Annotated in this window: 26 protein-coding genes; 17 read left to right on the top strand and 9 right to left on the bottom strand. The window is 68.0% G+C overall.

Annotation, left to right across the window (positions count from 1 at the left end):
• Positions 1-6 precede the first annotated feature (6 nt).
• The 7 genes from ABZX37_RS36810 (at position 7) to ABZX37_RS36780 (ending at position 7,217) form a co-directional block, all read left to right on the top strand.
• On the top strand, positions 7-444 hold the full coding sequence (locus tag ABZX37_RS36810) for a DUF2304 domain-containing protein (RefSeq protein WP_354747556.1): 438 nt from the start codon (positions 7-9) through the stop codon (positions 442-444).
• A 44-nt stretch (positions 445-488) separates the two neighbouring features.
• On the top strand, positions 489-965 hold the full coding sequence (locus tag ABZX37_RS36805; RefSeq protein ID WP_354747554.1) for a uridine kinase: 477 nt from the start codon (positions 489-491) through the stop codon (positions 963-965).
• A gap of 430 nt (positions 966-1,395) precedes the next feature.
• Positions 1,396-3,087 carry an ABC transporter substrate-binding protein gene (locus ABZX37_RS36800; protein WP_354747552.1) on the top strand — a complete coding sequence of 564 codons (1,692 nt, stop codon included), beginning with the start codon at positions 1,396-1,398 and terminating at the stop codon, positions 3,085-3,087.
• A gap of 87 nt (positions 3,088-3,174) precedes the next feature.
• Positions 3,175-4,176, top strand: coding sequence for an ABC transporter permease (locus ABZX37_RS36795; RefSeq protein ID WP_354747550.1), 1,002 nt, complete (start codon positions 3,175-3,177; stop codon positions 4,174-4,176).
• A complete protein-coding gene (locus ABZX37_RS36790) occupies positions 4,173-5,108 on the top strand; it encodes an ABC transporter permease (protein ID WP_354747548.1) in 936 nt (311 codons plus the stop codon). Before ABZX37_RS36795 ends, ABZX37_RS36790 begins: the two co-directional genes overlap by 4 nt.
• A gap of 4 nt (positions 5,109-5,112) precedes the next feature.
• On the top strand, positions 5,113-6,108 hold the full coding sequence (locus ABZX37_RS36785) for an ABC transporter ATP-binding protein (protein WP_344265929.1): 996 nt from the start codon (positions 5,113-5,115) through the stop codon (positions 6,106-6,108).
• Positions 6,105-7,217, top strand: a complete 1,113-nt coding sequence (locus ABZX37_RS36780) for an oligopeptide/dipeptide ABC transporter ATP-binding protein (RefSeq protein WP_354747546.1) — start codon at positions 6,105-6,107, stop codon at positions 7,215-7,217. Before ABZX37_RS36785 ends, ABZX37_RS36780 begins: the two co-directional genes overlap by 4 nt.
• Before the next feature lie 76 nt (positions 7,218-7,293).
• Here ABZX37_RS36780 and ABZX37_RS36775 read toward each other — a convergent pair whose 3' ends face one another.
• Positions 7,294-8,055 (bottom strand): GntR family transcriptional regulator, encoded by a 762-nt coding sequence (locus ABZX37_RS36775; RefSeq protein ID WP_354747544.1) that lies wholly within the window; start codon positions 8,053-8,055, stop codon positions 7,294-7,296.
• Between the two features lie 97 nt (positions 8,056-8,152).
• On the opposite strand from ABZX37_RS36775, the gene ABZX37_RS36770 reads away from it, so the two are divergent.
• Together ABZX37_RS36770 and ABZX37_RS36765 are read left to right on the top strand one after the other, a co-directional pair.
• The gene (locus tag ABZX37_RS36770; RefSeq protein WP_354747542.1) at positions 8,153-8,440 is read left to right on the top strand and encodes a hypothetical protein; all 288 of its coding nucleotides are present in this window, start codon (positions 8,153-8,155) and stop codon (positions 8,438-8,440) included.
• A 99-nt stretch (positions 8,441-8,539) separates the two neighbouring features.
• Complete coding sequence (locus ABZX37_RS36765; RefSeq protein WP_354747540.1) at positions 8,540-8,857, top strand: helix-turn-helix transcriptional regulator; 318 nt, start codon at positions 8,540-8,542, stop codon at positions 8,855-8,857.
• Positions 8,858-8,899: 42 nt separating this feature from the next.
• Here the strand turns inward: ABZX37_RS36765 and ABZX37_RS36760 are convergent, their stop codons facing one another.
• Positions 8,900-9,322: a nuclear transport factor 2 family protein gene (locus ABZX37_RS36760; protein ID WP_354747538.1), complete on the bottom strand. Its 423-nt coding sequence runs from the start codon at positions 9,320-9,322 to the stop codon at positions 8,900-8,902.
• A 102-nt stretch (positions 9,323-9,424) separates the two neighbouring features.
• Here ABZX37_RS36760 and ABZX37_RS36755 point away from each other — a divergent pair, with 102 nt between their 5' ends.
• From ABZX37_RS36755 to ABZX37_RS36740, 4 genes are all read left to right on the top strand, one after another.
• On the top strand, positions 9,425-9,799 hold the full coding sequence (locus ABZX37_RS36755) for a YciI family protein (protein ID WP_354747536.1): 375 nt from the start codon (positions 9,425-9,427) through the stop codon (positions 9,797-9,799).
• Entirely contained in the window at positions 9,796-10,989 is a 1,194-nt protein-coding gene (locus ABZX37_RS36750; RefSeq protein ID WP_354747534.1) for a DUF6596 domain-containing protein, read from the top strand. The genes ABZX37_RS36755 and ABZX37_RS36750 overlap by 4 nt, the downstream gene beginning before the upstream one ends.
• Positions 10,990-11,098: 109 nt before the next feature.
• Positions 11,099-11,758, top strand: coding sequence for a DedA family protein (locus tag ABZX37_RS36745; RefSeq protein ID WP_354747532.1), 660 nt, complete (start codon positions 11,099-11,101; stop codon positions 11,756-11,758).
• 175 nt (positions 11,759-11,933) lie between these two features.
• On the top strand, positions 11,934-12,563 hold the full coding sequence (locus ABZX37_RS36740) for a hypothetical protein (protein WP_354747530.1): 630 nt from the start codon (positions 11,934-11,936) through the stop codon (positions 12,561-12,563).
• Between the two features lie 3 nt (positions 12,564-12,566).
• Here the strand turns inward: ABZX37_RS36740 and ABZX37_RS36735 are convergent, their stop codons facing one another.
• Positions 12,567-13,466 (bottom strand): EamA family transporter, encoded by a 900-nt coding sequence (locus tag ABZX37_RS36735; RefSeq protein WP_354747528.1) that lies wholly within the window; start codon positions 13,464-13,466, stop codon positions 12,567-12,569.
• 87 nt (positions 13,467-13,553) lie between these two features.
• On the opposite strand from ABZX37_RS36735, the gene ABZX37_RS36730 reads away from it, so the two are divergent.
• On the top strand, positions 13,554-14,459 hold the full coding sequence (locus ABZX37_RS36730; RefSeq protein ID WP_354747526.1) for a LysR family transcriptional regulator: 906 nt from the start codon (positions 13,554-13,556) through the stop codon (positions 14,457-14,459).
• On the opposite strand, the gene ABZX37_RS36725 is transcribed toward ABZX37_RS36730, so the two are convergent.
• Positions 14,456-15,010 carry a TetR family transcriptional regulator gene (locus ABZX37_RS36725; protein ID WP_354747524.1) on the bottom strand — a complete coding sequence of 185 codons (555 nt, stop codon included), beginning with the start codon at positions 15,008-15,010 and terminating at the stop codon, positions 14,456-14,458. The genes ABZX37_RS36730 and ABZX37_RS36725 overlap by 4 nt on opposite strands.
• Before the next feature lie 64 nt (positions 15,011-15,074).
• Here ABZX37_RS36725 and ABZX37_RS36720 point away from each other — a divergent pair, with 64 nt between their 5' ends.
• The gene (locus ABZX37_RS36720) at positions 15,075-16,205 is read left to right on the top strand and encodes a serine hydrolase domain-containing protein (RefSeq protein WP_354747522.1); all 1,131 of its coding nucleotides are present in this window, start codon (positions 15,075-15,077) and stop codon (positions 16,203-16,205) included.
• Here ABZX37_RS36720 and ABZX37_RS36715 read toward each other — a convergent pair.
• Positions 16,159-16,719 (bottom strand): DedA family protein, encoded by a 561-nt coding sequence (locus ABZX37_RS36715; protein WP_354747520.1) that lies wholly within the window; start codon positions 16,717-16,719, stop codon positions 16,159-16,161. The genes ABZX37_RS36720 and ABZX37_RS36715 overlap by 47 nt on opposite strands.
• 155 nt (positions 16,720-16,874) lie before the next feature.
• On the opposite strand from ABZX37_RS36715, the gene ABZX37_RS36710 reads away from it, so the two are divergent.
• Entirely contained in the window at positions 16,875-17,792 is a 918-nt protein-coding gene (locus ABZX37_RS36710; RefSeq protein WP_354747518.1) for an SDR family oxidoreductase, read from the top strand.
• Between the two features lie 55 nt (positions 17,793-17,847).
• On the opposite strand, the gene ABZX37_RS36705 is transcribed toward ABZX37_RS36710, so the two are convergent.
• Positions 17,848-18,816 (bottom strand): WYL domain-containing protein, encoded by a 969-nt coding sequence (locus ABZX37_RS36705; RefSeq protein ID WP_354747516.1) that lies wholly within the window; start codon positions 18,814-18,816, stop codon positions 17,848-17,850.
• Between the two features lie 128 nt (positions 18,817-18,944).
• Entirely contained in the window at positions 18,945-20,729 is a 1,785-nt protein-coding gene (leuA, locus tag ABZX37_RS36700; protein WP_354747514.1) for a 2-isopropylmalate synthase, read from the bottom strand.
• A 244-nt stretch (positions 20,730-20,973) separates the two neighbouring features.
• Here leuA and ABZX37_RS36695 point away from each other — a divergent pair, with 244 nt between their 5' ends.
• Entirely contained in the window at positions 20,974-21,351 is a 378-nt protein-coding gene (locus ABZX37_RS36695; protein ID WP_354747512.1) for a hypothetical protein, read from the top strand.
• Positions 21,352-21,700: 349 nt separating this feature from the next.
• Here ABZX37_RS36695 and ABZX37_RS36690 read toward each other — a convergent pair whose 3' ends face one another.
• Positions 21,701-22,366, bottom strand: coding sequence for a hypothetical protein (locus ABZX37_RS36690; RefSeq protein WP_354747510.1), 666 nt, complete (start codon positions 22,364-22,366; stop codon positions 21,701-21,703).
• 107 nt (positions 22,367-22,473) lie between these two features.
• Positions 22,474-23,064 carry a nitroreductase family protein gene (locus tag ABZX37_RS36685; protein ID WP_354747508.1) on the bottom strand — a complete coding sequence of 197 codons (591 nt, stop codon included), beginning with the start codon at positions 23,062-23,064 and terminating at the stop codon, positions 22,474-22,476.
• Positions 23,065-23,277 lie beyond the last annotated feature (213 nt).

Here is a 23,277-nt window from a genome sequence, read left to right as displayed (position 1 = left end):
GGCTCCATGGCAGGCTGGCAGGTACTGAGCATCGTCATCGCGGCCCTGGTGCTGCTCGTCGTCGTCGAGATGATGCGGCGGCGCAAGCTGCGCGAGAAGTACGCCGGCATCTGGCTCGTGGTGGCGCTCGGCGTAGTGGTGCTCGCGGTGGTCCCGCCGGTCGCGGAGTTCCTGGCGCATCTCACCGGGGTCGCCACCCCGTCGAACTTCGTGTTTTTCCTGGCCGGCGTGGTGCTGGCGCTGGTCGCGCTGCAGCTTTCGACCGAGGTCGGGCACCTGGAGGAAGAGGTGCGGACCGCGGTCGAGGAGACCGCGTTGCTGCGCTGCGAACTCGAAGACACCCAGCGCGACCTCGAAGCGCGCATCGCCGAGCTGGAGAAGCGCACGTCCGCACCTGACAATGTGGACGGCCTGCCCGAAGCGAGCCCGGTACGCGTTCGCTGATCTCCGCGCTGCTCGCCGCCCCGCCCCGGCTCGGCGGCGTCCGGGTGCTCGCCATCGACGGTCCTTCCGGGGCCGGGAAGTCCACTCTCGCCGCTGAGACGGTCGACTCTCTCGGGTCGCGGGCCGCGCTGGTCAGCACGGACGCCTTCGCCACTTGGGACGATCCCGTCGCGTGGTGGCCGCAGCTGGAAGACGGCGTGCTGACGCCGCTGTCGCAAGGCAGGCCCGGCGAGTACCGCCGGGTGGACTGGACCTCCGGCACACCGCGGCCCGGTGAGCTGGTGCGCGTCGAGGTGCCCGAGGTGCTCGTGTTGGAAGGCGTCTCGAGTGGACGCCGGGCGCTGCGGTCCCGGTTGTCGCGGCTGTGCTGGATCGAGGGCGGCACTGAGGCTGAACGGTTGTCCAGGGCAGTCGCCCGGGACGGCGAGGCAGCCCGCGGCGAACTGCGGCGCTGGCAGTTGTTCGAACGCGGCTGGTTCGCTGTGGACGGCACTCGGGAAGCGGCGGACCAGCTGGTCTGAACAACCGGAATGCCTGCTCGACATCGGTTTACGGCCAGCGGAAACGGCTATTGCGCGGAATGCGCGAGCGCTGGAAACTCGAGTGCATTCGGGCTGTTTCAGTGTCCTTCGCGGGCAACTCCGCTGGCCTGTCCGAAGGGTTCCGGAACATCCACGGCACCCGGAACGGACAACCCACCCGGCTAGGCCATCCGGGTGAGCAAACCGCCACTCAACGTACCAAACCGGCGGTTTTCGCTACGCAGAGCGCACAATTGCCGACACGTTGCGGTCAATTTGGGGCTTACGTAGCGCGATCGTAACCTCACGTGCTTAAGCGGGGGCCGAGTTCCCGCTAGTGTCACCGAACACACCGATCGCACTGGTTCTTCCCGAACTGACCGCCGACGGTGAATTTCGAGACACCGAACATTCCCAAGGGGTGTGCCAGATGCAGCAATTGCGGCTGACCCGAACACGCCGGGCAGCTCTGATCGGACTCGCGGGCGCGCTCGCGGTCTCGCTGTCCGCGTGCGCGGAATCGAAGCGCGACGAGTCCGGAGGCGGTGGTTCCGGGGGCACCATGGTCTTCGGCAACACCGGCAACCCGAAGATGTTCGACCCGATCTTCAACGACGAGGGCGAGACGTTCCGGATCACCCGGCAGATGCTGGACACGCTGATCCAGAACAAGCCGGGCACCGCTGACCTGGCCCCGTCGCTCGCCACGAAGTGGACGCCGAGCAACGACGGCAAGACCTGGACGTTCGACCTCAAGCAGGGCGTGAAGTTCAGCGACGGCACCGCGTTCGACGCGAAGGCCGTCTGCTTCAACTTCGATCGCTGGTACAACATGAAGGGCGCCACCGCCCAGAGCCAGATGATCTACTACGGCGACGTCTTCGAGGGCTTCGCGAACAACGAGGGCACCACCAAGGGCCAGCCGGTCTACAAGAACTGCGAGGCGAAGGACGACCACACCGCGGTTCTGAACCTGACCCGCGCGAAGGGCGCCTTCCCGGCCGCGTTCACGTTGCCGTCGTTCGCGATCCAGAGCCCCACCGCGCTGCAGAAGTACAACGCGGACAAGGTCACCGGCTCCGGCACGTCGATCACGTATCCGGAGTACGGCTACAAGCACCCGACCGGCACCGGCCCGTTCAAGTTCGAGGGCTGGGACCAGGGCAACGGCCAGATCACCTTGGTGCGCAACGACACCAGCACGATGCCGCAGCCGGCGAAGCTGGACAAGCTCGTGTTCAAGGTGATCCCGGACGAGAACGCCCGCAAGCAGGCGCTCAAGGCCGGCGACATCAACGGGTACGACTTCCCGGCCCCCGCGGACTACGGGCTGCTGCGCAACGACGGCGAGCAGGTGCTGATCCGCCCGTCGTTCAACGTGCTCTACCTGGGCATCAACCAGTCCGGCCCCAACGGCGCGAAGCTGGCGAACCCCAAGGTCCGCCAGGCGCTGGCCTACGGCATCAACCGCGAGCAGTTCGTGCGCTCCAAGCTGGCCGAGGGTTCCGAGGTCGCGACCGAGTTCGTGCCGAAGGCGATCTCCGGCTACACCGACGACGTGACCAAGTACCCGTACGACAAGGAACGCGCCAAGCAGCTGCTGAAGGAAGCCGGCGCCGAGGGCCTGACCCTGAAGTTCTACTACCCGACCGAGGTCACCCGGCCCTACATGCCGAACCCGGCCGACACCTACACCGCGATCTCCGAGGACCTGAAGGCCATCGGCGTCAACGTGCAGCCGGTCGCCGAGTCGTGGAACGGCGGGTACAAGGACGACGTGCAGCAGAACCGCAAGCAGGACATCCACCTGCTCGGCTGGACCGGTGACTACAACGACGCGGGCAACTTCGTCGGCACCTTCTTCGGTCGCCCGAAGCCGGAGTTCGGTCTGTCCGACGAGAACAACCAGGGCATCTTCAAGGCGCTCGCCGACGCGGACGCCGCGCCCGCCGGCGACGCGCACACCAAGGCGTACCAGGACGCCAACAAGAAGATCATGGATTACCTGCCCGCCATCCCGATCGCCTACCCGACGCCGGCGATCGTGGTCGGCCCGAAGATCAAGGGCGTGGTGGCCAGCCCGCTCACCGACGAACGCTTCGACACCGTCACGATCGGCTGACGTGCTCCACTGAGCAGCCAGGCCAAGGGCAGGTGCTACCGCGCCTGCCCTTGGCCTCGTTCCCGGGCTGTACACAAAGGACTACTCGTGCTCCGTTTTCTCGTGCGTCGGCTGCTACAAGCGATCCCGACGCTCCTCATCCTGTCCATCCTGGTGTTCGCCTGGTTGCGCTCACTCCCCGGCGGGCCCGCGTCCGCTCTGCTCGGGGACAAGGCGACTCCGGAAAAACTGGCGAACCTGAACCACGTGCTCGGTCTCGACCAGCCGATTTTCGTGCAGTACTTCAAATTCCTCGGCCGCGCGCTCACCGGGGATTTCGGCAATTCGCTCGTGTCGACCCGGCCGGTGATGTCGGAGATCGGCACGTTCCTTCCCGCCACCATTGAACTGGGCATCACGGCGATGATCATCGCCGTGGTGGCCGGCGTTTCGTTCGGCTATCTCGCCGCCCGGTTCCGCGGCCAGGTCGTCGACAACGTCATCATCGTGCTGACCCTGGTCGGCGTCGCGGTGCCGATCTTCTTCCTCGGCTACATGATGCAGGACCTGCTTTCCACGCCGCTCGGGTTGCCGTCGCAAGGCAGGCAGGCTCCCGGAATCGACGCCACCGTCGTCACGCATTTCGCCATTCTCGACGGAATGATGACCGGCGAATGGGACGCGGTCTGGGACGCGATCAAGCACCTCATTCTTCCCGCTTTCGCGCTCGCCACGATTCCGCTCGCGGTGATCACCCGGATCACCCGCGCGTCGGTGCTCGACGTGTTCAACGAGGACTTCATCCGCACCGCGAACTCCAAGGGCCTCACGCAGCCCGTGGTCCGCCAGCGGCACGTGCTGCGCAACGCCCTGCTGCCGGTGATCACCACGATCGGCCTGCAGACCGGCGCCCTGCTCGGCGGCGCCGTGCTGACCGAGCGGGTGTTCAACTTCCGCGGCCTCGGATTCCTTCTGGCGGAAGGGATCGACAAGCGGGACTACCCGCGGCTGCAGGCGCTGCTGCTTCTCGGGGCACTGGTCTACGTGCTCGTGAACATGCTCGTGGATATTTCCTACGGGCTCATCGACCCGAGGGTGCGTGTGCGGTGAACACTCTGCTGAACAAGAAGAAAGAGCCGATCGACAAGCTCGCCGCCGCGTCGGCGGGCGGGCGGAGCCTCGGCGCCGAGGCGCTGCGCCGGATGCTGCGCAGCCCGGTGGCGATCGTCGGCGGCGTGATCACCCTGCTGTTCCTGCTGCTGGCGATTTTCGCGCCGTTGCTCGCGCCGAAGGACCCGCAGGTCCGGTATCTGCAGGACCAGGTCATCCTCGGCCGGGGCATCATCCCGGGCGCACAGCCCGGATTCCCGCTCGGCGTCGACGACTTCGGCCGCGACTTCCTGTCCCGGCTGCTGATCGGCGCACAGCAGACGCTGCTGGTCGGCGTGCTCGCCACGGTGATCGGCGTGCTGCTCGGTGCGCTCATCGGCGGGCTCGCGGGCGCGTTCGGCGGCTGGGTCGACACCGTCCTGATGCGCATCGTCGACGTGCTGCTGGCGTTTCCCTCGCTGCTGCTGGCGATTTCGATCGCGGCGCTGTTCGCGAAGCCGAGCCAGTGGACGGTGATCATCGCGGTGTCGATCATCGGCGTGCCGATTTTCGCCCGGCTGCTGCGCGGTTCGATGCTCGCCCAGCGCGAGGCGGACCACGTGCTGGCGGCGACGTCGCTCGGCGTGAAGCGGACGACGATCGTGTTCCGGCACATGCTGCCGAACTCGCTCGGCCCGGTGATCGTGCAGGCGACGCTGACCCTGGCGACCGCGATCCTGGAGGCCGCGGCGCTGTCGTTCCTCGGTCTCGGCGACCCGGACCCGACCCGCGCGGAGTGGGGATTGATGCTGGGCAACGCTTCCCAGCACTTCCTCGACATCCGGCCCGAGCTGGCCTACTACCCGGCGATCGCGATCATCATCGTGGCGCTCGGGTTCACGCTGCTCGGCGAGTCCCTCCGCGAAGCCCTCGACCCGAAGAACCGGCGGTGACCCCGTGGCACTCCTCGAAGTCCGCGACCTGAAGGTCGTGTTCCAGCGCCGCGGCGAAAGCCCGTTCACCGCGGTCGACGGCGTGAGTTTCGACGTCGAACCCGGCCAGACGGTCGGTCTGGTCGGCGAGTCCGGCTGCGGCAAGTCGGTGACCTCGCTCGCGATCATGCGGCTGCTCGCCAAGCGCGGCAACACCGTCAGCGGTTCGGTGCGGTTTGAGGGCACCGATCTGCTGACCCTGTCCGACCGCGAAATGCGCGACCGGCGCGGCCGCGATCTCGGCATGGTGTTCCAGGACCCGCTGTCCTCGCTGAACCCGGTCATCCCGATCGGGCTGCAGATCACCGAGGTGCTGGAGCGCCACCGCGACATGCCGCGCAAGAAGGCGCGGATCGAAGCGGCGGAACTGCTCGACAAGGTCGGCATTCCCGACCCGACGCGGCGGCTTTCCGAGTACCCGCACCAGCTTTCCGGCGGGATGCGCCAGCGCGCGCTGATCGCGATCGCGCTGGCGTGCCGTCCCCGGCTGCTCATCGCGGACGAGCCGACCACCGCGCTCGACGTGACGATCCAGGCGCAGATCCTCGCCCTGCTGCGGGAACTGGTGCAGGACACCGGAACCGCGCTGGTGATGATCACGCACGACCTCGGCGTCGTCGCCGGGCTCTGCGACGAGGTCAACGTGCTCTACGGCGGCCGGATCGTGGAGCGCCAAGAACGGCATTCGCTGTTCGCGCAGCCGAGGCATCCGTACACGCACGGCCTGCTGGCCTCGATCCCGCGGCTCGACGAGGGCCGCGGCGAGAAGCTGGTGCCGATCCGCGGTTCGGTCGCCGACAACATCCCGTGGGACGGCGGGTGCGCGTTCGCGCCGCGCTGCCCGAACGCGGTCGCGGCCTGCCTGGAAGATTCGCCGGAGCTGGTTCCCGACCGGAACGGCTTGCTGCGCTGCCACAACCCGGTGCAACCCGCCGTGGCGGCAGGAGGAGGAACCCGATGACGGTGGCGAACACCGACGAGGTGCTGCTCGAGGTCACCGGCCTCAAGGTGCACTTCCCGATCAAGCGCGGCGTCGTCGTGGACCGCACGGTGGGCCACGTGTTCGCGGTCGACGGGGTCGACCTGTCGATCCGCCGCGGCGAGACCTACGGCCTGGTCGGCGAATCCGGCTGCGGCAAGTCGACGCTGGGCCGCGCGATCCTGCGGCTCAACGAGCCGACCGACGGCAAGGTCGTGTTCGACGGCACCGACGTCGCCCAGCTGAAGGGCGAGCAGCTGCGCAAGGCGCGGCGGCGGATGCAGATGGTGTTCCAGGACCCGATGTCGAGCCTGGACCCGCGCCAGTCGGTCGAGTCGATCCTCGTCGAGGGCATGCGCGCGCACGGGCTCGACAAGGACAAGGAGTCCACCGCGAGACGGCTGCGCGAGCTGCTGAGCGCGGTCGGCCTGCCGGAGACCGCGCTGCGGAAGTACCCGCACGAGTTCTCCGGCGGTCAGCGCCAGCGCATCGGCATCGCGCGGGCGCTGTCGGTGGAGCCGGACCTGATCGTCGCCGACGAACCGGTGTCCGCGCTGGACGTTTCGGTGCAGGCGCAGGTGGTGAACCTGCTGGAGGATCTGCAGGAAGAGCTCGGTCTCACCTACGTGGTGATCGCGCACGACCTCGCGGTGGTCCGGCACATCTCCGACCGGATCGGCGTGATGTACCTCGGCGCGCTGGTCGAGGAGACGACGTCGGAGGAGCTGTACCAGAACCCGCTGCATCCCTACACGCGCGCGCTGCTGTCGGCGATCCCGGTGCCGGACCCGGTGGTGGAGGACAGCCGCGAGCAGATCCTGCTCGCCGGCGACCTTCCCTCCCCGGCCAATCCGCCGTCGGGCTGCCGGTTCCACACGCGCTGCCCGTGGAAGCAGGAAAGCCTCTGCGACACCGATCGCCCGCAGTTGCGCGAGATCGGCGCCGGGCACCGGGTGGCCTGCCACTACGCGGAGGACATCCGCGACGGGCGGATCCAGCCGCACAAGGTCGAGGTGGAACTGGTCGACGCCGGGGCGCTGAACCCCGACCTCGGCCCGCCGGACGTCGGTTCGGCCGCCGAGATTCTCTGAGGTGCCGATGAAGGCCCCCACCTTTACGGGTGGGGGACTTCACGTGTCCCTGGCTCGGTCAGTCCCGTGTGGACAGTCAATCCGCGGGCCACTCGTACGACAGCTCGTAGCGGTCTGCGGCAAGGACCATGTCGTTCATCTCCAGCGGCCTCCCGTCCGTGCCGTAGGCCACGCGCGTGACGGTCATAACCGGGACGCCGTCGGCGAGTTGAAGCTGCGATGCCTCGACAGGGTTGGGCATCCGAGCCCCGACATGTTCCACGAACGACCCGAGTTCGTGCCCCGCATCTTCCAGCCGGGCGTACGTACCGCCGCTGCCCGTATCCACCTGCTCGATCGCGGTGTCGCGCGTCAGCTCGCGTGGAAGGCGCGACACCGCGAGCTGGACCACGAGCCCGTCAGCGCGCATTACCCGGTCTCGCACGGTTACTTCAGCGCCTTCATCGATCGCAAGATGCTTGGCCGCACGTGCGTCGGCCCGTTCGAACCGAACCGTGACTGACGACGATGGTGCGAAGCCGCGTGCTGCGGCGTCAGCGAGAAATGCGCCGCGGTTCTTCGCCCGCGCCTCTTTCGACAGACGAGACCGGGCGATGCGCTGAATGCTGGCGGGCGGCCGCACGAACACGCCGCGACCATGTTCAGCGATCACGAGACCCTCACGCCGCAACACGTCCACCGCGTCGCGCACCGTCGGACGGGACACGCTGTAGACATCCACCAATTCGCGTTCGCTCGGCAGCTGATCGCCTGGCGCGTACTGACCGGCTGCGATCTTCTCGCGAAGGTCGGCCGCCACCTGTCGAAACGCGGGAACTCCGCTCGTGCGATCCACCATGCACCCATTCTGCCACTGGTCCGCTTGTCTTGACCAGTTGCGAGTGACGTGCGACGGTTGGTGGATAAGACGTCAATACCAGTTGGCGAGGTGGGATGTGGAAGCGATACGGATCGCGGGCGAGCTGCCCTCCGGCGAGGTGGCCACGGTGATTTATTCGGTGCACAGGTGGACGTGTGACGGCTGGAACCATCAGTTCGAACGGAAGCTGTTCACTCCTGGGGCGGAAGTGTTCTGGCCGAAGTGCACGTCCGGCTTGCAGCTGCCGCAACGGATGGCATTCGCCGATGAACTGTCCGAGGAACTGGGGTCGGACCGCGACCATCGCTACGACTGCCGGACGTGCTTCTGCAAAGGACTGCGCAGTCCGAAACGGGCGTGGTGAGCGTGGGCCATTGGATCCAGTACGACGGCACCGAGATCGTCACCGATCCCGATACTGGCGAGATCATCGCCGACAGGACCGAAGAGCAGGACACGACGAGTGAGCACGAACGACCCGGAGGGCCAACCGAATCTGTTGCCGAAGATGGTGGGCAGCGCGCTCCGCGAAGCCCGGGAGGCAAAAAAGTGGGGCGTCCGCGAGCTTGCCCGGCGGATCGGCGTCTCTCCCGGGGCTATCCCCGAGTGGGAGCAGGGGCGGCGCACGCCTAGTCCGTTGATCGTCGCGCGCATCCTCGGCTCGCTCGGCACCGTCGGCGATGAGCAGGAACGGATCTTGAACCTTGCGCTCCATTACCGGCTCCGAAAAATCGTGTCCGCCTACCCGATCTGTACCTGCCGCGACGACCCCGACGCCTGAACTCCCGGCCGCCGAGATCCTCCGACTGTCCTTCACGGCTTTTCAGGGCTGGAGATCGACGGCGGCGCGGAACGAACCGTCCATGTGGAACGGCGTCGAGCTGTGCTCGTGCGAGATCAGCCAGCTGTTTTCGCGACACTGCAAGGCAAACGTGCTGCGGAACCAGAGAGTGAACGATTCGCTTTGGCCTTGCGGGGTCGCGGTCAGCTTGGTCAGCGCCGTCACCACCGCCAGATCGCCGGACACGGTGATCTCCTCGTCGTGGTAGGTGCGGGAAATCGGCCCGTCGAAGGTGCTGAACCACTGCGTGACGTACTCCGCGGAAGCGCCGGTCGTGCGCAGCGGCGGGGCGAGGTCGAACCGGACCGCCTTGTCCGCGTAGCAGGCGACGAGCCGCTGCGGGTCCTTCGCGTGCGTCGCGGCGGTGTGCTCGGCCAGCAGGTCGCGGATCTCGTTCTCGGACATTTTGTGTTCTCCTTTTCCCGGATGGTGCGTTCGTCCGGGACGTCGAAGCTGTCCGCGCGGCTTCGACATCAGGGGTAGAAAACTTTTTCGAGGAGGCTTCGGATGAAGTATCTGGTCCTGATCTACGGCAACCCGGCGTCGCGCGCGGCCTGGGCGGGGATGACCGACGAGCAGAAGGCCGAGGGCCTGCGCGCCTACCAGCGGTTCCACGAGGAGCTGGAAGGCGAACGGATCGTCTCCGAGCGGCTGGCCGCGCCGGAGCTGACGAAGCAGGTCCACGTGCGCACCGACGGCGTGAGCACCACCGACGGCCCGTTCGCCGAGATCAAGGAACAGCTCGCCGGGTTCTATCTGCTGGAATGCGATTCGGAGGACCGCGCGCTGGAGATCGCCGCGCGGATCCCGGAGGCCCCGTTCGCGACGATCGAGGTGCGGCCGGTGATGGGGCTGACCGGCGACGTGGACTTCGAGCTGTGATCGACCGCCTCCTGCGGGACCTCATCCCGCAGGTGCTGACCGCTCTCGTGCGCCGCTACGGCGATTTCGGCAAATGCGAGGACGCCGTGCAGGAGGCGCTGCTCGCCGCCGCCGTGCAATGGCCGAAGGACGGTGTTCCGGACAATCCGAAGGCCTGGCTCATCACGACGGCCTCGCGACGGCGGATCGAGATGTGGCGCAACGAAGCCGCGCGCATCCGTCGTGAGGAGACGGTGGCCGCGCTGGAACCGCCGTCCTTCGAACTCGTGCCGCAGCAGGACGACACCCTCACCCTGCTGTTGCTGTGCTGCCATCCGGCGTTGACGCGACCGTCGCAAGTGGCTCTCACCTTGCGCGCCGTCGGCGGCCTGACCACCGCCGAGATCGCGCGGGCCTACCTCGTCCCGGAGCCGACGATCGGCCAGCGGATCAGCCGGGCGAAACACAAACTGCGCGGGGCGGAGTTCGCTCTGCCGCCGCAGGACGAGCTTCCGGAACGCGTGGCCGCGGTATTGCAGGTGCTGTACCTGGTGTTCACCGAAGGCCACACCGCCAGCTCCGGCAGCGCGGTGAACCGCGTCGAGCTGACCGCCGAGGCCATCCGGCTCACCCGGCAACTGCACGCACTGCTGCCTGCCGACGGCGAGGTCGCCGGACTGCTCGCCCTCATGCTGCTCACTGACGCCCGCCGCCCCGCCCGCACCGGCCGGGACGGAATCCCCGTGCCGCTGGCCGAACAAGACCGCTCGCTCTGGGACGCGTCCGCGATCGCCGAAGGCAGCGCACTCATCGAACATGCGCTGGCGACCACCCCGGTCGGCCCGTACCAACTGCAGGCCGCCATCGCCGCCGTGCACGACGAAGCCCCGACCGCCGACGCCACCGACTGGCCGCAGATCCTGGCGCTGTACGACCTTCTCCAGCAGATCGCCCCCGGCCCGATGGTCACCCTCAACCGCCTGGTCGCGCTCGCCCGCGTCGAAGGCCCGGCACTCGCGCTGAGTGAACTCGACGCCACCGACGCGGACCACTACCGAGCCGACGTCGTCCGCGCGCATCTCCTGGAGCTGTCCGGAGACCTGCAAGGCGCGCACGATTGCTACGTCCGCGCCGCCCAGCGCACCCTGAGCCTGCCGGAACGGGAGTACTTCGAATCGCGTGCTTTGCGTGTTATGTCGGAAAAACCCTGAAAAACCCCTGCCGGAAGACGGACCCCACCCCCGACTCCAGGTGGACGCGAGGATCCCCGCGAGCTGGGTACCCTGCGGAGACCAGGCACGAATCACAAGGGGGTTGGCAGTGAACATCGACCACGTGCTGGAGGCGATCCCTCCGCTCTCGGTCTACCTGTTGGTGGGCTTGGTGGTGATGGTCGAAAGCCTGGGCATCCCGCTGCCGGGGGAGATCGTGCTGGTGAGCGCGGCGCTGCTGGCGTCGTCGCACAGCGGGCTGAACCCGGTGTGGATCGGCGCGCTGGCCACCGCGGGCGCGATCATCGGCGACAGCATCGGATACCTGATCGGCCGCAAGGGCGGCAAACGGCTGTTCGCGTGGGCGGGCCGGAAGTTCCCCAAGCATTTCGGCCCCGATCACATCGCGAGCGCCGAACGGATGTTCCACAAACGCGGCATGTGGGCAGTGTTCTTCGGCCGGTTCGTCGCGGTGCTGCGCATCCTGGCCGGCCCGCTCGCGGGGTCGCTCAACATGCACTACCCGCGCTTCCTGATCGCGAACGCCCTCGGCGGCATCGTGTGGGCGGGCGGAACGACGGCGCTCATCTACTACCTTGGCGTGGTCGCCGACAAGTGGCTGAAGGGCTTCCAGTGGGCAGGCCTGGCAGCGGCCCTGGTGATCGGCGTGGTGGTGACGCTGGTGCTGAAGAAGCGCATGGCCCGCCACGCGGCGGAGTCGGCGTCATCCTCGTCGTCGTCGGAAGAGAAGAACGACGCGGTGGCCTGAGTTTTCGCCTCTGGATTCCCCGGTGAGTCTTCGGACTCGCCGGGGTTTTCCGTTCCGGGCCCGGAAATAAGCGATGCCCCGGGCGGCATGCGGAAAGCAGAGGCGACCCGGGGCGTACTAAGCCATACTAGCACATCCCCTCTCGCCCGAGAGGGAAGAAGAGGAGGGGCGGCTGATGCCGGAGGAGCCGGGGTGGATCCGGGACGGCTTGTCGACCCCGAGGTTCGCGCCGTATCTCGCGAAGACAGACGGCGATCTCGCCCGGGCTTGCGCGCTGTATTGGTGGAACATCGAGGTTTCCGCCGCCTTCTACCCCGCGCTGCACTGCTTGGAGTTGGCGCTTCGCAACGGCCTGCACCGCACGTTGGCGACGGCGTTCGACCGGGAAGACTGGTGGCGGGTGGCCCCGCTGCGGTCCGACGGCGTGCGCAAACTGGCTGAGGCCCGGCGCAAGCTGACCGTCCGCGAACGGCGGCAGACGCCCGACGATCTCGTGGCCAACCTGTCCCTCGGATTCTGGGTGTCGACCCTCAGCAGCGCTTACGACCGGACGCTGTGGGTCCCGCACCTGCATCGCGCGTTCGCCTTCTACCGCGGCAAACGGCGCGATCTGCACACCGATTTGCGCACCGTTCTGCTGTTCCGGAACCGGATCATGCACCACGAGCCGATTCACCACCGGCATCTGTGGAAAGACCACGAGACGATTCTGCGTGTGCTCGGCTATCTGGTGCCAGAGCTGGCCGGTGAGCTCAAGGCGTACGACCGGGTGCCAGAGGTGCTGCGGCAACACCCCGCCCGATGACCGTCACACCGGCAGCAATTCCTCCGGCGTAACCGCGGGCTTCCGCCTCAGCGACCCGAGCAAAACCCCGCCGATCACCACTGCCGCGGCCACCAGCGTCAGCACTGTCGGCACCTCGCCGAGGATGAAGAACGACGCCGTCAGCCCCACCACCGGCACCAGCAGCGAGAACGGCGCGACCACGCCCGCTGGGTTGCGGCGCATCAGTGTGGTCCAGATGCCGGAGCCGATGACCGTCCCGAAGATGACCACGTACGCCAGCCCCACGACGCCGATCAGGCCGGTCTTGGTGCCGAGCGTCGTCAGCGAGTGCAAAGCGGCGCCGGGGCCCTCGAAGATGCTCGACAGCGCCAGCATCGGCAGCGGCGGCACCACGGACATCCACAACGTCAGGTGCAGCGGGTTGTCCGGCTCCGCGCGGCGCATGCTCAGGTTGCCGATCGCCCAGCTCAGCGCGGCCAGCAAGGTCAGCACCACCGGAATCAGCGCGGCGTGGGCGGACTGCTGCCACGCGATCGCGGTCATCCCCGCCACTGCGAGCAGGATCCCGGCCAGCTGCCGCCCGGAGACGCGTTCCCGCAGCAGCACCGCGCCCAGCAGCACGGTGAACGGCGCCGACGCCTGCAGCACCAGCGACGCCAGCCCGGTCGGCATGCCCAGGTGCATCGCGACGAACAGGAACGCGAACTGACCGGTGCCGAACCCGAGCCCGTAGCCGAGGAGATACCGCAGCTTCACCCGCGGCCACGGCACGAGGAAAACCGTCGGGATCGCGATCAGCAGGAACCGCAGCGCGCCCGCGAACATCGGCGGGAACTGGCCGAGTGTGGCGTGGATCGCAATGAAGTTGAGGCCCCACAGGACGGCGACGAACACGGCGAGCAGACGGTCCCGGATGGCCATGCTTCTTACTCTGCCTAGGCAAACTTTGAAGCACTAGCGAGAATAACTGCACTGACTGTGTAGCGTTGCTTCACATACACTGCCCGGATGGACTTGGGCAGGCTCCGGACGCTGCGCGAATTCGCCGATCGGGGCAGCGTCACCGCCGCCGCTCAGGCGTTGCACTGCACGCCGTCGGCGATCTCGCAGCAGCTTCGCGCGTTGCAGACGGAGGTCGGCATCGCGCTCACCGAACCGGCTGGCCGCGGCCTTCGGCTCACCGACGCGGGCCGCGCGCTCGTCGCCCGCGCCGACGACGTCCTGGCCGCGATGGACCGCGCCGAGGCGGAGTTGGACACCTATCGCAGGGCCCCGCGCGGACGCGTGCGGATCGCGATCTTCCAGTCCGCGGGTCTCATGCTCCTGCCGGGATTGCTGCGCCGCATCGATCAGCACGAAAACCTCGAGGTCGACGTCCGCGACGTCGACATGGTCCCGCCGCAGGTGCCCGGCTTGGTCGCGGACTACGACGTCGTCGTCGCCCACCGAGACGAGCACGCGGCCGAGTTCGACACTGAACGCCTCGACGTGGTCCCGCTGCTGCGCGAACCTCTGGACGTCGCCCTCCCGGTCGGCCACCGCCTGGCCCGCAACCGCCGCGTCGGCCTCGCCGATCTCGCGGACGAACGCTGGATCTCGGTGGACCACGGCTTTCCGGTCGACGACGTCCTCCGCTCGCTGACCGTGCGCACCGGAGTGCGGCCGCAGATCGTCCAGCGCATCAACGATTTCCGCATCACCGAACGGCTGGTCGCGGCCGGGCACGGGATCGCGCTGATGCCTCGGTACACAATGGACACTCGGCGCGGCAGCGGACTGGTCGGCCGCCCGCTGGCGGGGATCCGCGCGGCGCGACTGGTGGAAGTGGTGTGCCGCACCGGTGCCGCGAACCGGCCAGCGGTCGCGACCGTGATCGACGAAATGCGCGCCGAAGTGGCCGCACTCACGACCTAGCTGGGTTCCCGGGCGGGCAGACCGCGCAGCAACGTGTCGAGGAAAAGCTCGAACCGGGGAGCGTCGGGCCCGAGGTCGAGCGGGTTTTCCCGGACCGCGAGCCAGCTGACCGTGCAGGTGATGAAGATGTACCAGCTCTGCTCGGCCAGTTCCGGCGGCACACCGGCGTTCGTGAACGCGGCGACCACCTCGGTGCGCAGCCGGCCGAACGAATCCGCGTTGTGCCGATGCGGCCGGGACAGCCGGGTCGCGTAACCGGGTACCGCGAGAAACTGGTCGTGCATCGCCCACGCGACCTTCGCGAGCCACGGCCGCCAAGACCGGCGCGGCGGCCCCTCCTCGGGAAGCACCCGATCCAGCACCACCTCGCTGACCAGGTCGAACAGTGCGTCCCGATTGGCGACCCAGCGGTAGAGCGCGCCATGCGTCACGCCGAGCCGCGCGGCCAGTTCGCGCATGGTCAACGTGTCGAGGTTCCCGGCAGACAACGCCGCGTCGACGATCCGCTCGCGATCGAGCTGTGCGGGACGGCCGGGCCGCGGTCGAGTCATAGCCGGGGACTCTACCGAGAAGAATTAGTGACCATTGGTTACAAACCGGTGTAGCGTGGCGGGCATGGCAAACATCAAGGGCACCGTGCGGCCCGGCTTCGAGCAGGTGCGGGACGAGTTCGCGGCAGTGGCCGACGGATCCGCGCAATTAGCGGCGTACCACCGCGGCGAGCAAGTGGTCGATCTCTGGACCGGCGAGGACATCGACGGAGATTCCCTGATCGGCGCGTACTCCGCGTCGAAGGGGGCAGCGCACCTGACCGTCGCGCTGCTGGTCCAGGACGGCGTGCTGGATCTGGACCAGCGAGTGAGCCATTACTGGCCGGAGTTCGCCGTCGAAGGCAAGCAAGACGTCACCTTGCGAGACCTGCTGGCGCACCGAGCCGGACTGGTCGGCTCGGACGAAGGTTTCAGCCGCGCAGAACTCGCAGACGACCGCATCGTGGCCGAACGCTTGGCCCGCCAGCGCCCGTTCTGGCGGCCCGGCACCGCATTCGGTTACCACGCGCTGGTAATCGGTGCACTCAGCGGCGAAGTCGTCCTCCGCGTGACCGGCCGCACCCTCCAGGAGAACTTCGCCGACCGCGTCAGCAAGCCGTACACAGTGGACTTTCACCTCGGCTTGCCCGCCGAACTGGAGCCGCGATTCGTTGCCACGCAACCGATGGTGCTGACTCCCGAACGACAGCTCCCGCTGCCCGCCGCGAACAGCCTCCAGGGCATCGCGTTCAACCGGCAGCACCCAGCCGGCCCGGAGGTGTGGGAACTGCCGAACCTGCCGGAAGTCCGACGGCTCGGCCCGGCGTCGTTCGGCGGGGTCGCCTCGGCCCGCGGCCTGGCCCGGATGTACGCGGCGGCGATCAGCCCGCTCGACGGCGAATCGCCAGTGCTGAAGCCGGAAATCGCCGCCGAGTTCGCGCAGATCCATTCCATCGGCCGCGACGTGGTGCTGAGCGAGCAGAAGGCGTTCGGGATCGGATTCCACGCCACCGGCGAGCGCTACCCGGAGTTGGGCCAGGGCAGTTTCGGCCACAGCGGCGCGGGCGGCCAGCAGGCGTTCGCCGACCCACGGAACGGCATCGCGTACGGCTACACCCGCCGTCGCATCCCGTTCCCCGCCGCGGCCGCTCCGGAGAACGAATCGCTGATCAGGGCGCTGTACTCGGCGCTGCGTGCCGTCGAATCCCGACCGTGATCGCCGAGCCCAGCAGCACCGCGATGGTCAGCGACAACGCCAGGCTCACTCCCGGCTCGGCAACCAGTTGGCCACCGGCGTAGCCGAGAAACGCGACATACGACGTCCACAGCAGCACGCCCACCGCGGACGCGGTCAGAAACTCGGTGAACCGCCACCGCAACGAGCCGGCCAGCAGCGCGCCGACCGTCCCGCCGGAGGGCAGCCACCGCGCGACCACCAGGACCGGCCGCGGGTGCCGCTGCAGGCGTCCGTCGAGCCAGGTCAGCCCGGCGGCCAGCTTGCGCCGACGGCCCAGCCGGGTCAGCATCCGCGCCCCGCCGAACCGTCCGAGCGCGTACAACGCCTGGTCAGACAGCAGGCAGCCGACGCTCGCGACCGCGATCACGACAGCCAGCGAGGTCCCGTGCTGCGCGGCGGCCACGCCCATGCCGAGCAGCGTCACCTCGGTGGGCAACAACGGCACCAGCGAGACGACGAACAGCACCACTAGCCCAGCCGTCGTAGCGTCCATGTCTCTATTAACCGCCTTGCCAGTCCAGATGAGTCCCAATCACCGGCACTTCACAGCAAGGCACAGCCGGGACACAGATTTCGGAAAACCCGGACAGGGGATGTCAGGGTTCGCGCGCACGCTGGTGGTCAGCCGAGAGAAAGGGGACGAACGGAATGAGCGGGGAACTGGCGGGCAAGGTCGCGCTCGTGGCGGGCGGCACGCGCGGGGCGAGCCGGGCGATCGCGGTCGAACTGGGCCGGGCCGGGGCGTACGTGTACGTCACCGGTCGCACGACGCGTGCCGGACGGTCCGAAGTGGACCGTCCGGAGACCATTGAGGACACTCTGGACCAGATCGAAGCCGTCGGCGGCAAGGGAAGCGCGCTGCGGGTCGATCATCTGGTGAGCGACGAGGTCGCCGCGCTCGCCCGGCGGATCGACGCCGAACACGGCGGTCTCGACATCCTGGTCGACGGCATCTGGGGCGGCGACCGCTACCTGGAGTGGGGCAAACCGGTCTGGGAGCATTCGCTGGACGCCAGCCTGCGGATGATGCGGCTGTCCCTCGACGCCCACCTGATCACCAGTCACCATCTGTTTCCGCTGGTCATCCGGCGTCCGGGCGGGCTGGTGATCGAGTTGACCGACGGCACCGCCGAGTACAACCGGAAGTACCGCGAGGGCACGTCGCTGCCGTACTACCTGGCGAAGGCGGCGATCAACGTCCTGGCCGTCGGCGAGGCGGCCGAACTGAAGGCGCACGACTGCACGGCGATCGCGTTCACGCCGGGTTGGCTGCGTTCGGAGGCGATGCTGGAGATCTTCGAGGTCACCGAGGAAAACTGGCGCGACGCGACGGTCCGGGAGCCGCACTTCGTGATCTCGGAGTCGCCGACCTTCTCCGGCCGCACGGTCGTCGCGCTCGCCGCCGACGCGGACCGGCACCGCTGGACCGGCCAGACCGTTTCCAGCGGACAGTTGGCGAAGGTCTACGAGATCGACGACGTGGACGGCAGCCGTCCGGACGCGTGGCGGTACATCGACGAGGTCCAGGAACCCGGAAAGCCCGCCGACGCCACTGGTTACCGCTGATGCCGACTGTCCGTGAAGGGCTCCTTGAAGGAATCTGATTCCCTCAAGGAGCCCTTCACGGACGATTGCGGTCGGCGAGCGCCTGACCGAAGTCCGCGACCGCGGCGCGGATCTCCGGCGGGCTCAGCACCTCGACGCCGGGGCCGAGGGAAACCAGCTGTCCGACGGCGACTTCCTTGCCCTCCATGGCGAACTCGGCCTCGGCCCACCCGTCGTCGTCCTTCGGGCCGAGCGACACGAGCACCTCGTTCACGTGCTCCGGCCCGAAAACCCGCCGCAACGCACCCGCCGCGGATCGGTCGAGCCGAGCCGTCACCTTCAACGGCAGCGGCATCTTCTCGAACTCCGCCGACGACGCACGCCACCAATCAGCGAGCGAGAATTCTTCCGGCCGCGCAAAGGTTTCTCCGGTTTCGGCGACCGCTTCCAACCGAGAGACGCGATACGTCCGCAGATCTTCTTCGATCCGCGCCACCAGGTACCAAACCCCGGCCTTCAACACGAGCCCCAGCGGATCGAGCGTCCGCCGGGTGATCTTGTCGCGCCGCCGATACCGCACGTCGAGCTGCCGTTGCGTCCACACCGCCTTGGCGACGGCAGGAAGTGCGGCGGCGTCGTCCGGCGAGCTGAACCAGGCAGAGGCGTCGAGATGAAACCGCCCGGCGACCGTCCGCGCCTGTTCCTGCAGCTGAGCAGGCATGCTCGCGGACACCTTGGCGTGCGCGGCGGCCACCGCGGTGCCGAGGCCGAGCCCGGCGAGCGCGTCCGGCACGTCGAGGGCCAGCAGCGCGACGGCCTCCCGCGAGGTGAGGCCGTCGAGCCTCGAACGCCAGCCGTCCACGAGCCGAATGCCGCCACGGCGCCCTGGTTCACTCCAGAGCGGCACGCCGGCTTCGCGCAACGCGGCGAGATCGCGCCGCATCGTCCGTTCGGTCACGCCGAGTTCGTCGGCCAGCTCCCCGACGGTGCCCGCGCGTTTGCGGTGCAGCGTGAACAGCAGCGCGACCAGCCGCTCAGCCCGCACACCTACCTCCCGCCCGGCCCCGACCGCCTAACCGCCCCAATGTGGCATTGGGTGCATGCGATGCACCGAACGCCACATTGGGTGCGTGTGACGCACCCAATGCCACATTGGGGCGCATCAGGCGCGGGTCAGCGGTTGGCCCGGTTGACCGCGCTCACCACAGCCCGCAGCGACGCGGTGACGATCGACGGGTCGACGCCGATGCCCCAGAACACGCGGTCGGAGATCGCGCATTCGATGTAGGACGCGGCGCGCGAGTCGTCGCCAGGGCTCAGCGTGTGCTCGCTGTAGTCCAGGAGCCGCAGGTCGTAGCCCACAGTGGACAGTGCGTCGAAGAACGCGGCGATCGGCCCGTTGCCGCGGCCGGTGATCTCGTGCTCGTCGCCCTCGACCTTCACCGTGGCCTCGAGGTCGTACTCGCCGCCGCCGTTGTCGGTGACCCGCTGCTTGATCAGCTCCAGCGGGGTCTTCGCCTCCAGGTACTCGGCCGAGAACGCGCGCCACATGGTGGCCGGGTCGACCTCGCCGCCCTCGGTGTCGGTGTAGGCCTGGATGACCTTCGAGAACTCCATCTGCAGCCGGCGCGGCAGGTCGAGCTGGTGCTCGGCCTTCATGATGTAGGCGACGCCGCCCTTGCCGGACTGCGAGTTCACCCGGATCACGGCCTCGTAGGTGCGGCCGACGTCCTTCGGGTCGATCGGCAGGTACGGGACCTCCCACGGGTGCTCGTCGACCGGGACGCCCTTCTTGTCCGCGGCGTCCTTCATCGCGTCGAGACCCTTGTTGATCGCGTCCTGGTGGCTGCCGGAGAAGGCGGTGAACACCAGGTCCCCGCCCCACGGCGAACGTTCCGGGACGGGCAGCTGGTTGCAGTACTCGACGGTCCGCTTGATCTCGTCCATGTCGGAGAAGTCGATCTGCGGGTCGATGCCCTGGCTGTAGAGGTTCATGCCCAGCGCGACCAGGTCGACGTTGCCGGTGCGCTCGCCGTTGCCGAACAGGCAGCCCTCGATCCGGTCCGCGCCCGCCTGGTAGCCCAGTTCGGCGGCGGCGATGCCGGTGCCGCGGTCGTTGTGCGGGTGCAGCGACAGGACCACCGAATCGCGGCGCTCCAGGTTGCGGCTCATCCACTCGATCGAGTCGGCGTAGACGTTCGGCGTCGCCATCTCGACGGTCGCGGGCAGGTTCAGGATCACCGGCTTCTGCGGCGTCGGCTGCCAGATCTCGGTGACCGCGTTGCACACCTCGAGCGCGTACGACAGCTCGGTGCCGGTGTAGGACTCGGGCGAGTACTGGAAGCGGAAGTCGGTGTCCGGCTGCTTCGCCGCCAGCTCGACGACCATTTCCGCGGCCTGCGTCGCGATCTTCTTGATGCCCTCGCGCTCCTCGCGGAACACCACGCGGCGCTGCAGGATCGAGGTGGAGTTGTAAATGTGGACGATCGCCCGCGGCGCGCCTTCGAGCGACTTGAAGGTGCGCTCGATCAGCTCGGGGCGGCACTGGGTCAGCACCTGGATGTGCACGTCGTCCGGGATCGCGCCCTCTTCGATGATCTCGCGCACGAAGTCGAAGTCGGTCTGCGACGCGGCCGGGAAGCCGACCTCGATCTCCTTGTAGCCCATGCGGACCAGCAGGTCGAAGAACTTGCGCTTGCGCGCGGGCGACATCGGGTCGATCAGCGCCTGGTTGCCGTCGCGCAGGTCGACCGCACACCACAGCGGCGCGCGCTCGATGCGCTTGTCCGGCCAGGTGCGGTCGGGTACGTCGATGTTCTCGACTACGTCGTACCAGGGGCGGTAACGGTGCACCGGCATGGACGTGCCGCGCTGCGGATTCCACGAGGGCTGTCCGGCGGGCGCGGGACGAGAGGGCGTGCGCAGACGGGAGTTAGTGGTGCGGGGGTCGGTGCTCATCGCGGGAAAATCTCCTGACGGGTTCGGTGCGGACGACCGGCACCACAAAGCCCCGCGACGAGGAGCCGGTCAGATCAGGCCCCGTCGCGGCAGCGAAGCAGGAGTTCACGCGCCACGGGGTCACTGTAACCACCGGACGCGCCGAAAGGAAAGCCGCCCGCCGCGATCGAACTGTTACGTCGGGTGGCTGATACCTGTTACTAGCGGGTAGCGGCTCGCGAGGCGACGTGCCAGACTGCCCGGCATGGGCGAGCACGCGGAACAAGCGCAGGAAACCGAGGCGAAGGCGCGACCCCAGCGCACCCCGGTGGACTGGCGGCGCACTCGTGAGCGCGCGGTGTCGTTCATCGCGTCGCTCGTGCGCTGGGTCGGGCTGCTGTTCGCCGCGGTCTTGGTGCTGCACGTGATTTTCGTCATCGGCGAGGCCAACCAGGGCAACGGCATCGTCTCGTTCGTCCGCAGCTGGGCCGACGGGTTGTCGCTCGGCTTCAAGGACCTGTTCACGCCCGGCGACGCGAAGCTGCGGGTGCTGGTGAACTACGGCATCGCGGCGGTGTTCTGGCTGGTTGTGTCGGGGATTCTGGCGAAGATCATCCGCCGTGTCGGGGGCGCTGGCGCCTGACCGGCCGCCGCCCGCGACATTTCAAGGTTCCTGAACTGCGGGTGAGCGAATTCAAGGAAACAGCTGCTTCCTTGAATTCGCCCGTTGACCAGCCGCTTGGCTGCCGAGCCGCCCCCGCCTCGGCATCAGGTCCCATGCCAGGGGCTTAAGCCGCGTGACCTCGGCCCGCCGACCGTCCACAAAGGGCGCCAACAGCACCGGAATTCCCGATTTGTCGCCATGCGACTGTGTCTTGAAGTACGTGAGGGGAACCCTGAGGGAATCAGATTCCCTCAGGGTTCCCCTCACGTACCAGTGCCCGGTTTCCGCTCCCGGGTCCGGGGCCTACGGCGACGTACGCTCAGCGGCTTCAGGACTGCCAGGTCACCGCGTCCTTGCCGTAGTCAGTGTTCGGAGCCAAGTCCCGATACGTGCTAGCCCCGTAGCTAGCCCCCTTGACCTCCGCGCCCGCCGGGGCCAGTGCCAGGACGCAGCTGGTGTACGAAGCGCCCTTGGTCGTGAACGCCTTGCCGGAGTTCCCGCTGTCGCACTTCTCGAACTTGCCGATCACCGTCACGTGCGGGCCGCTGGTGCCGTCCGCGAGGAGGCCGTTCATCAGGCCCAGCGAGCTGTACGCGAAGTCCGAGCCGGTCTCGTTCGTGACCTTGACCTGGATGTAGTACGGCGTCATGCCCTTCGCCCGGTCGCCGAGTTTCAGCGGGGCGAGGTCAGCCTCGACGCCCTTGTCGATGCCGGTCACCGTCACGCCGATCGCGCCGGTGTTCTTCTGCGACTTGAACGGCACCACGGCCTTCTCGCCGATCTTCAGCTTCGTGCCCTGCTTCGTGTACTCAGCCGAGGCGGAGTCGCCAGCGGGCGCGGCGGCGGAGGAAGACGGGGCCGCCGCCGAGGACGAAGCGGGCGGCGTGGCGATCGGCGGGGTGGGAGCCTTGTCGTCCGAGCTGGAACATCCGGACAGCGCGAACGCCATCGCCGTTGCGGAAATCGCCATTACAACCGGCAGCCCAGTACGCATCTCGTCACTCCTTGAGGGATGTCCCACCGATTCAGTGGCCTGACCGGTTTGGTGCCTATCTGACCTCGAAGCGGTGACGCCGGTTCCCCCGATTGCTCACGAAACGGTCACAGTGCCGGAGACCCCCATCGGTCCCCGAAGGCGAACTCCTCGAGCGGCAGCCTTCGTCGCGGCGCGAGTTCCCGTTCGATGCGGCGCGGGTCCTCCAGTACCGAAGGGTCGGCGGCGGACCCGACGGCGATCGCCACCCGGGCCACCGCGTCGGAAGGCAGACCGAAATCCTCGTGCACCCGCTCCGGCGAGAAGCCCGCCATCTGGTGTGCGATCAGCCCGAGTTCGACGGCCTGCAGGACGAGGTTCTCGGTCGCCAAGCCCAGTCCGTAGTCGGTGTAGGGCACCTCGCCCTTCTCGTTCGTGGTGACCATCACGCCGATCAACAGCGCGCTCGCCCGGAACGCCCACGCCTGGTTCCCGGAGTTCAGCGTCGCGAGGAGGCGCGGGAAGACCGGATCGCCCCGGCGGCCGACGAGGTAGCGCGCCGGCTGGGTGTTGCCGAAAGACGGCGCCCACCTGGCGGCTTCGAGCAATGCGGTCAGCTGGGCGTCGGTGATTTCGGCGGTCTCGTCGTAGGCCCGCGGGCTCCAGCGCTCGGCGATGGCCGGCGCGACGGGGACGCTCGTCTCGGCTGGTTTGCGCATGCGCCGAACCGTAGTACGACCGGGAGTGCTCTCCGTCACTCCGGAGGAAGGGCTTCGAGCTTTCCCCTGGCGTCAAGGAAAATTTACTTCCAAATGCTCCGAAGAGGCGGTGGCGGACCACTCGATGGGGTGGCGGGCGCCGTTCTCGCCGGTAGGCTCTTCTCCAAATGAAGGGCCGTGGGCGCTCCTCGGTGCCCTCCAAGGAGTACGCCC

The organism is Amycolatopsis sp. NPDC004079 (assembly GCF_040610415.1).
GTDB classification, from domain to species: domain Bacteria; phylum Actinomycetota; class Actinomycetes; order Mycobacteriales; family Pseudonocardiaceae; genus Amycolatopsis; species Amycolatopsis halotolerans.
The sequence above is the reverse complement of the archived record's forward strand: the minus strand, read 5'-3'. Positions and strand labels throughout refer to the sequence as shown.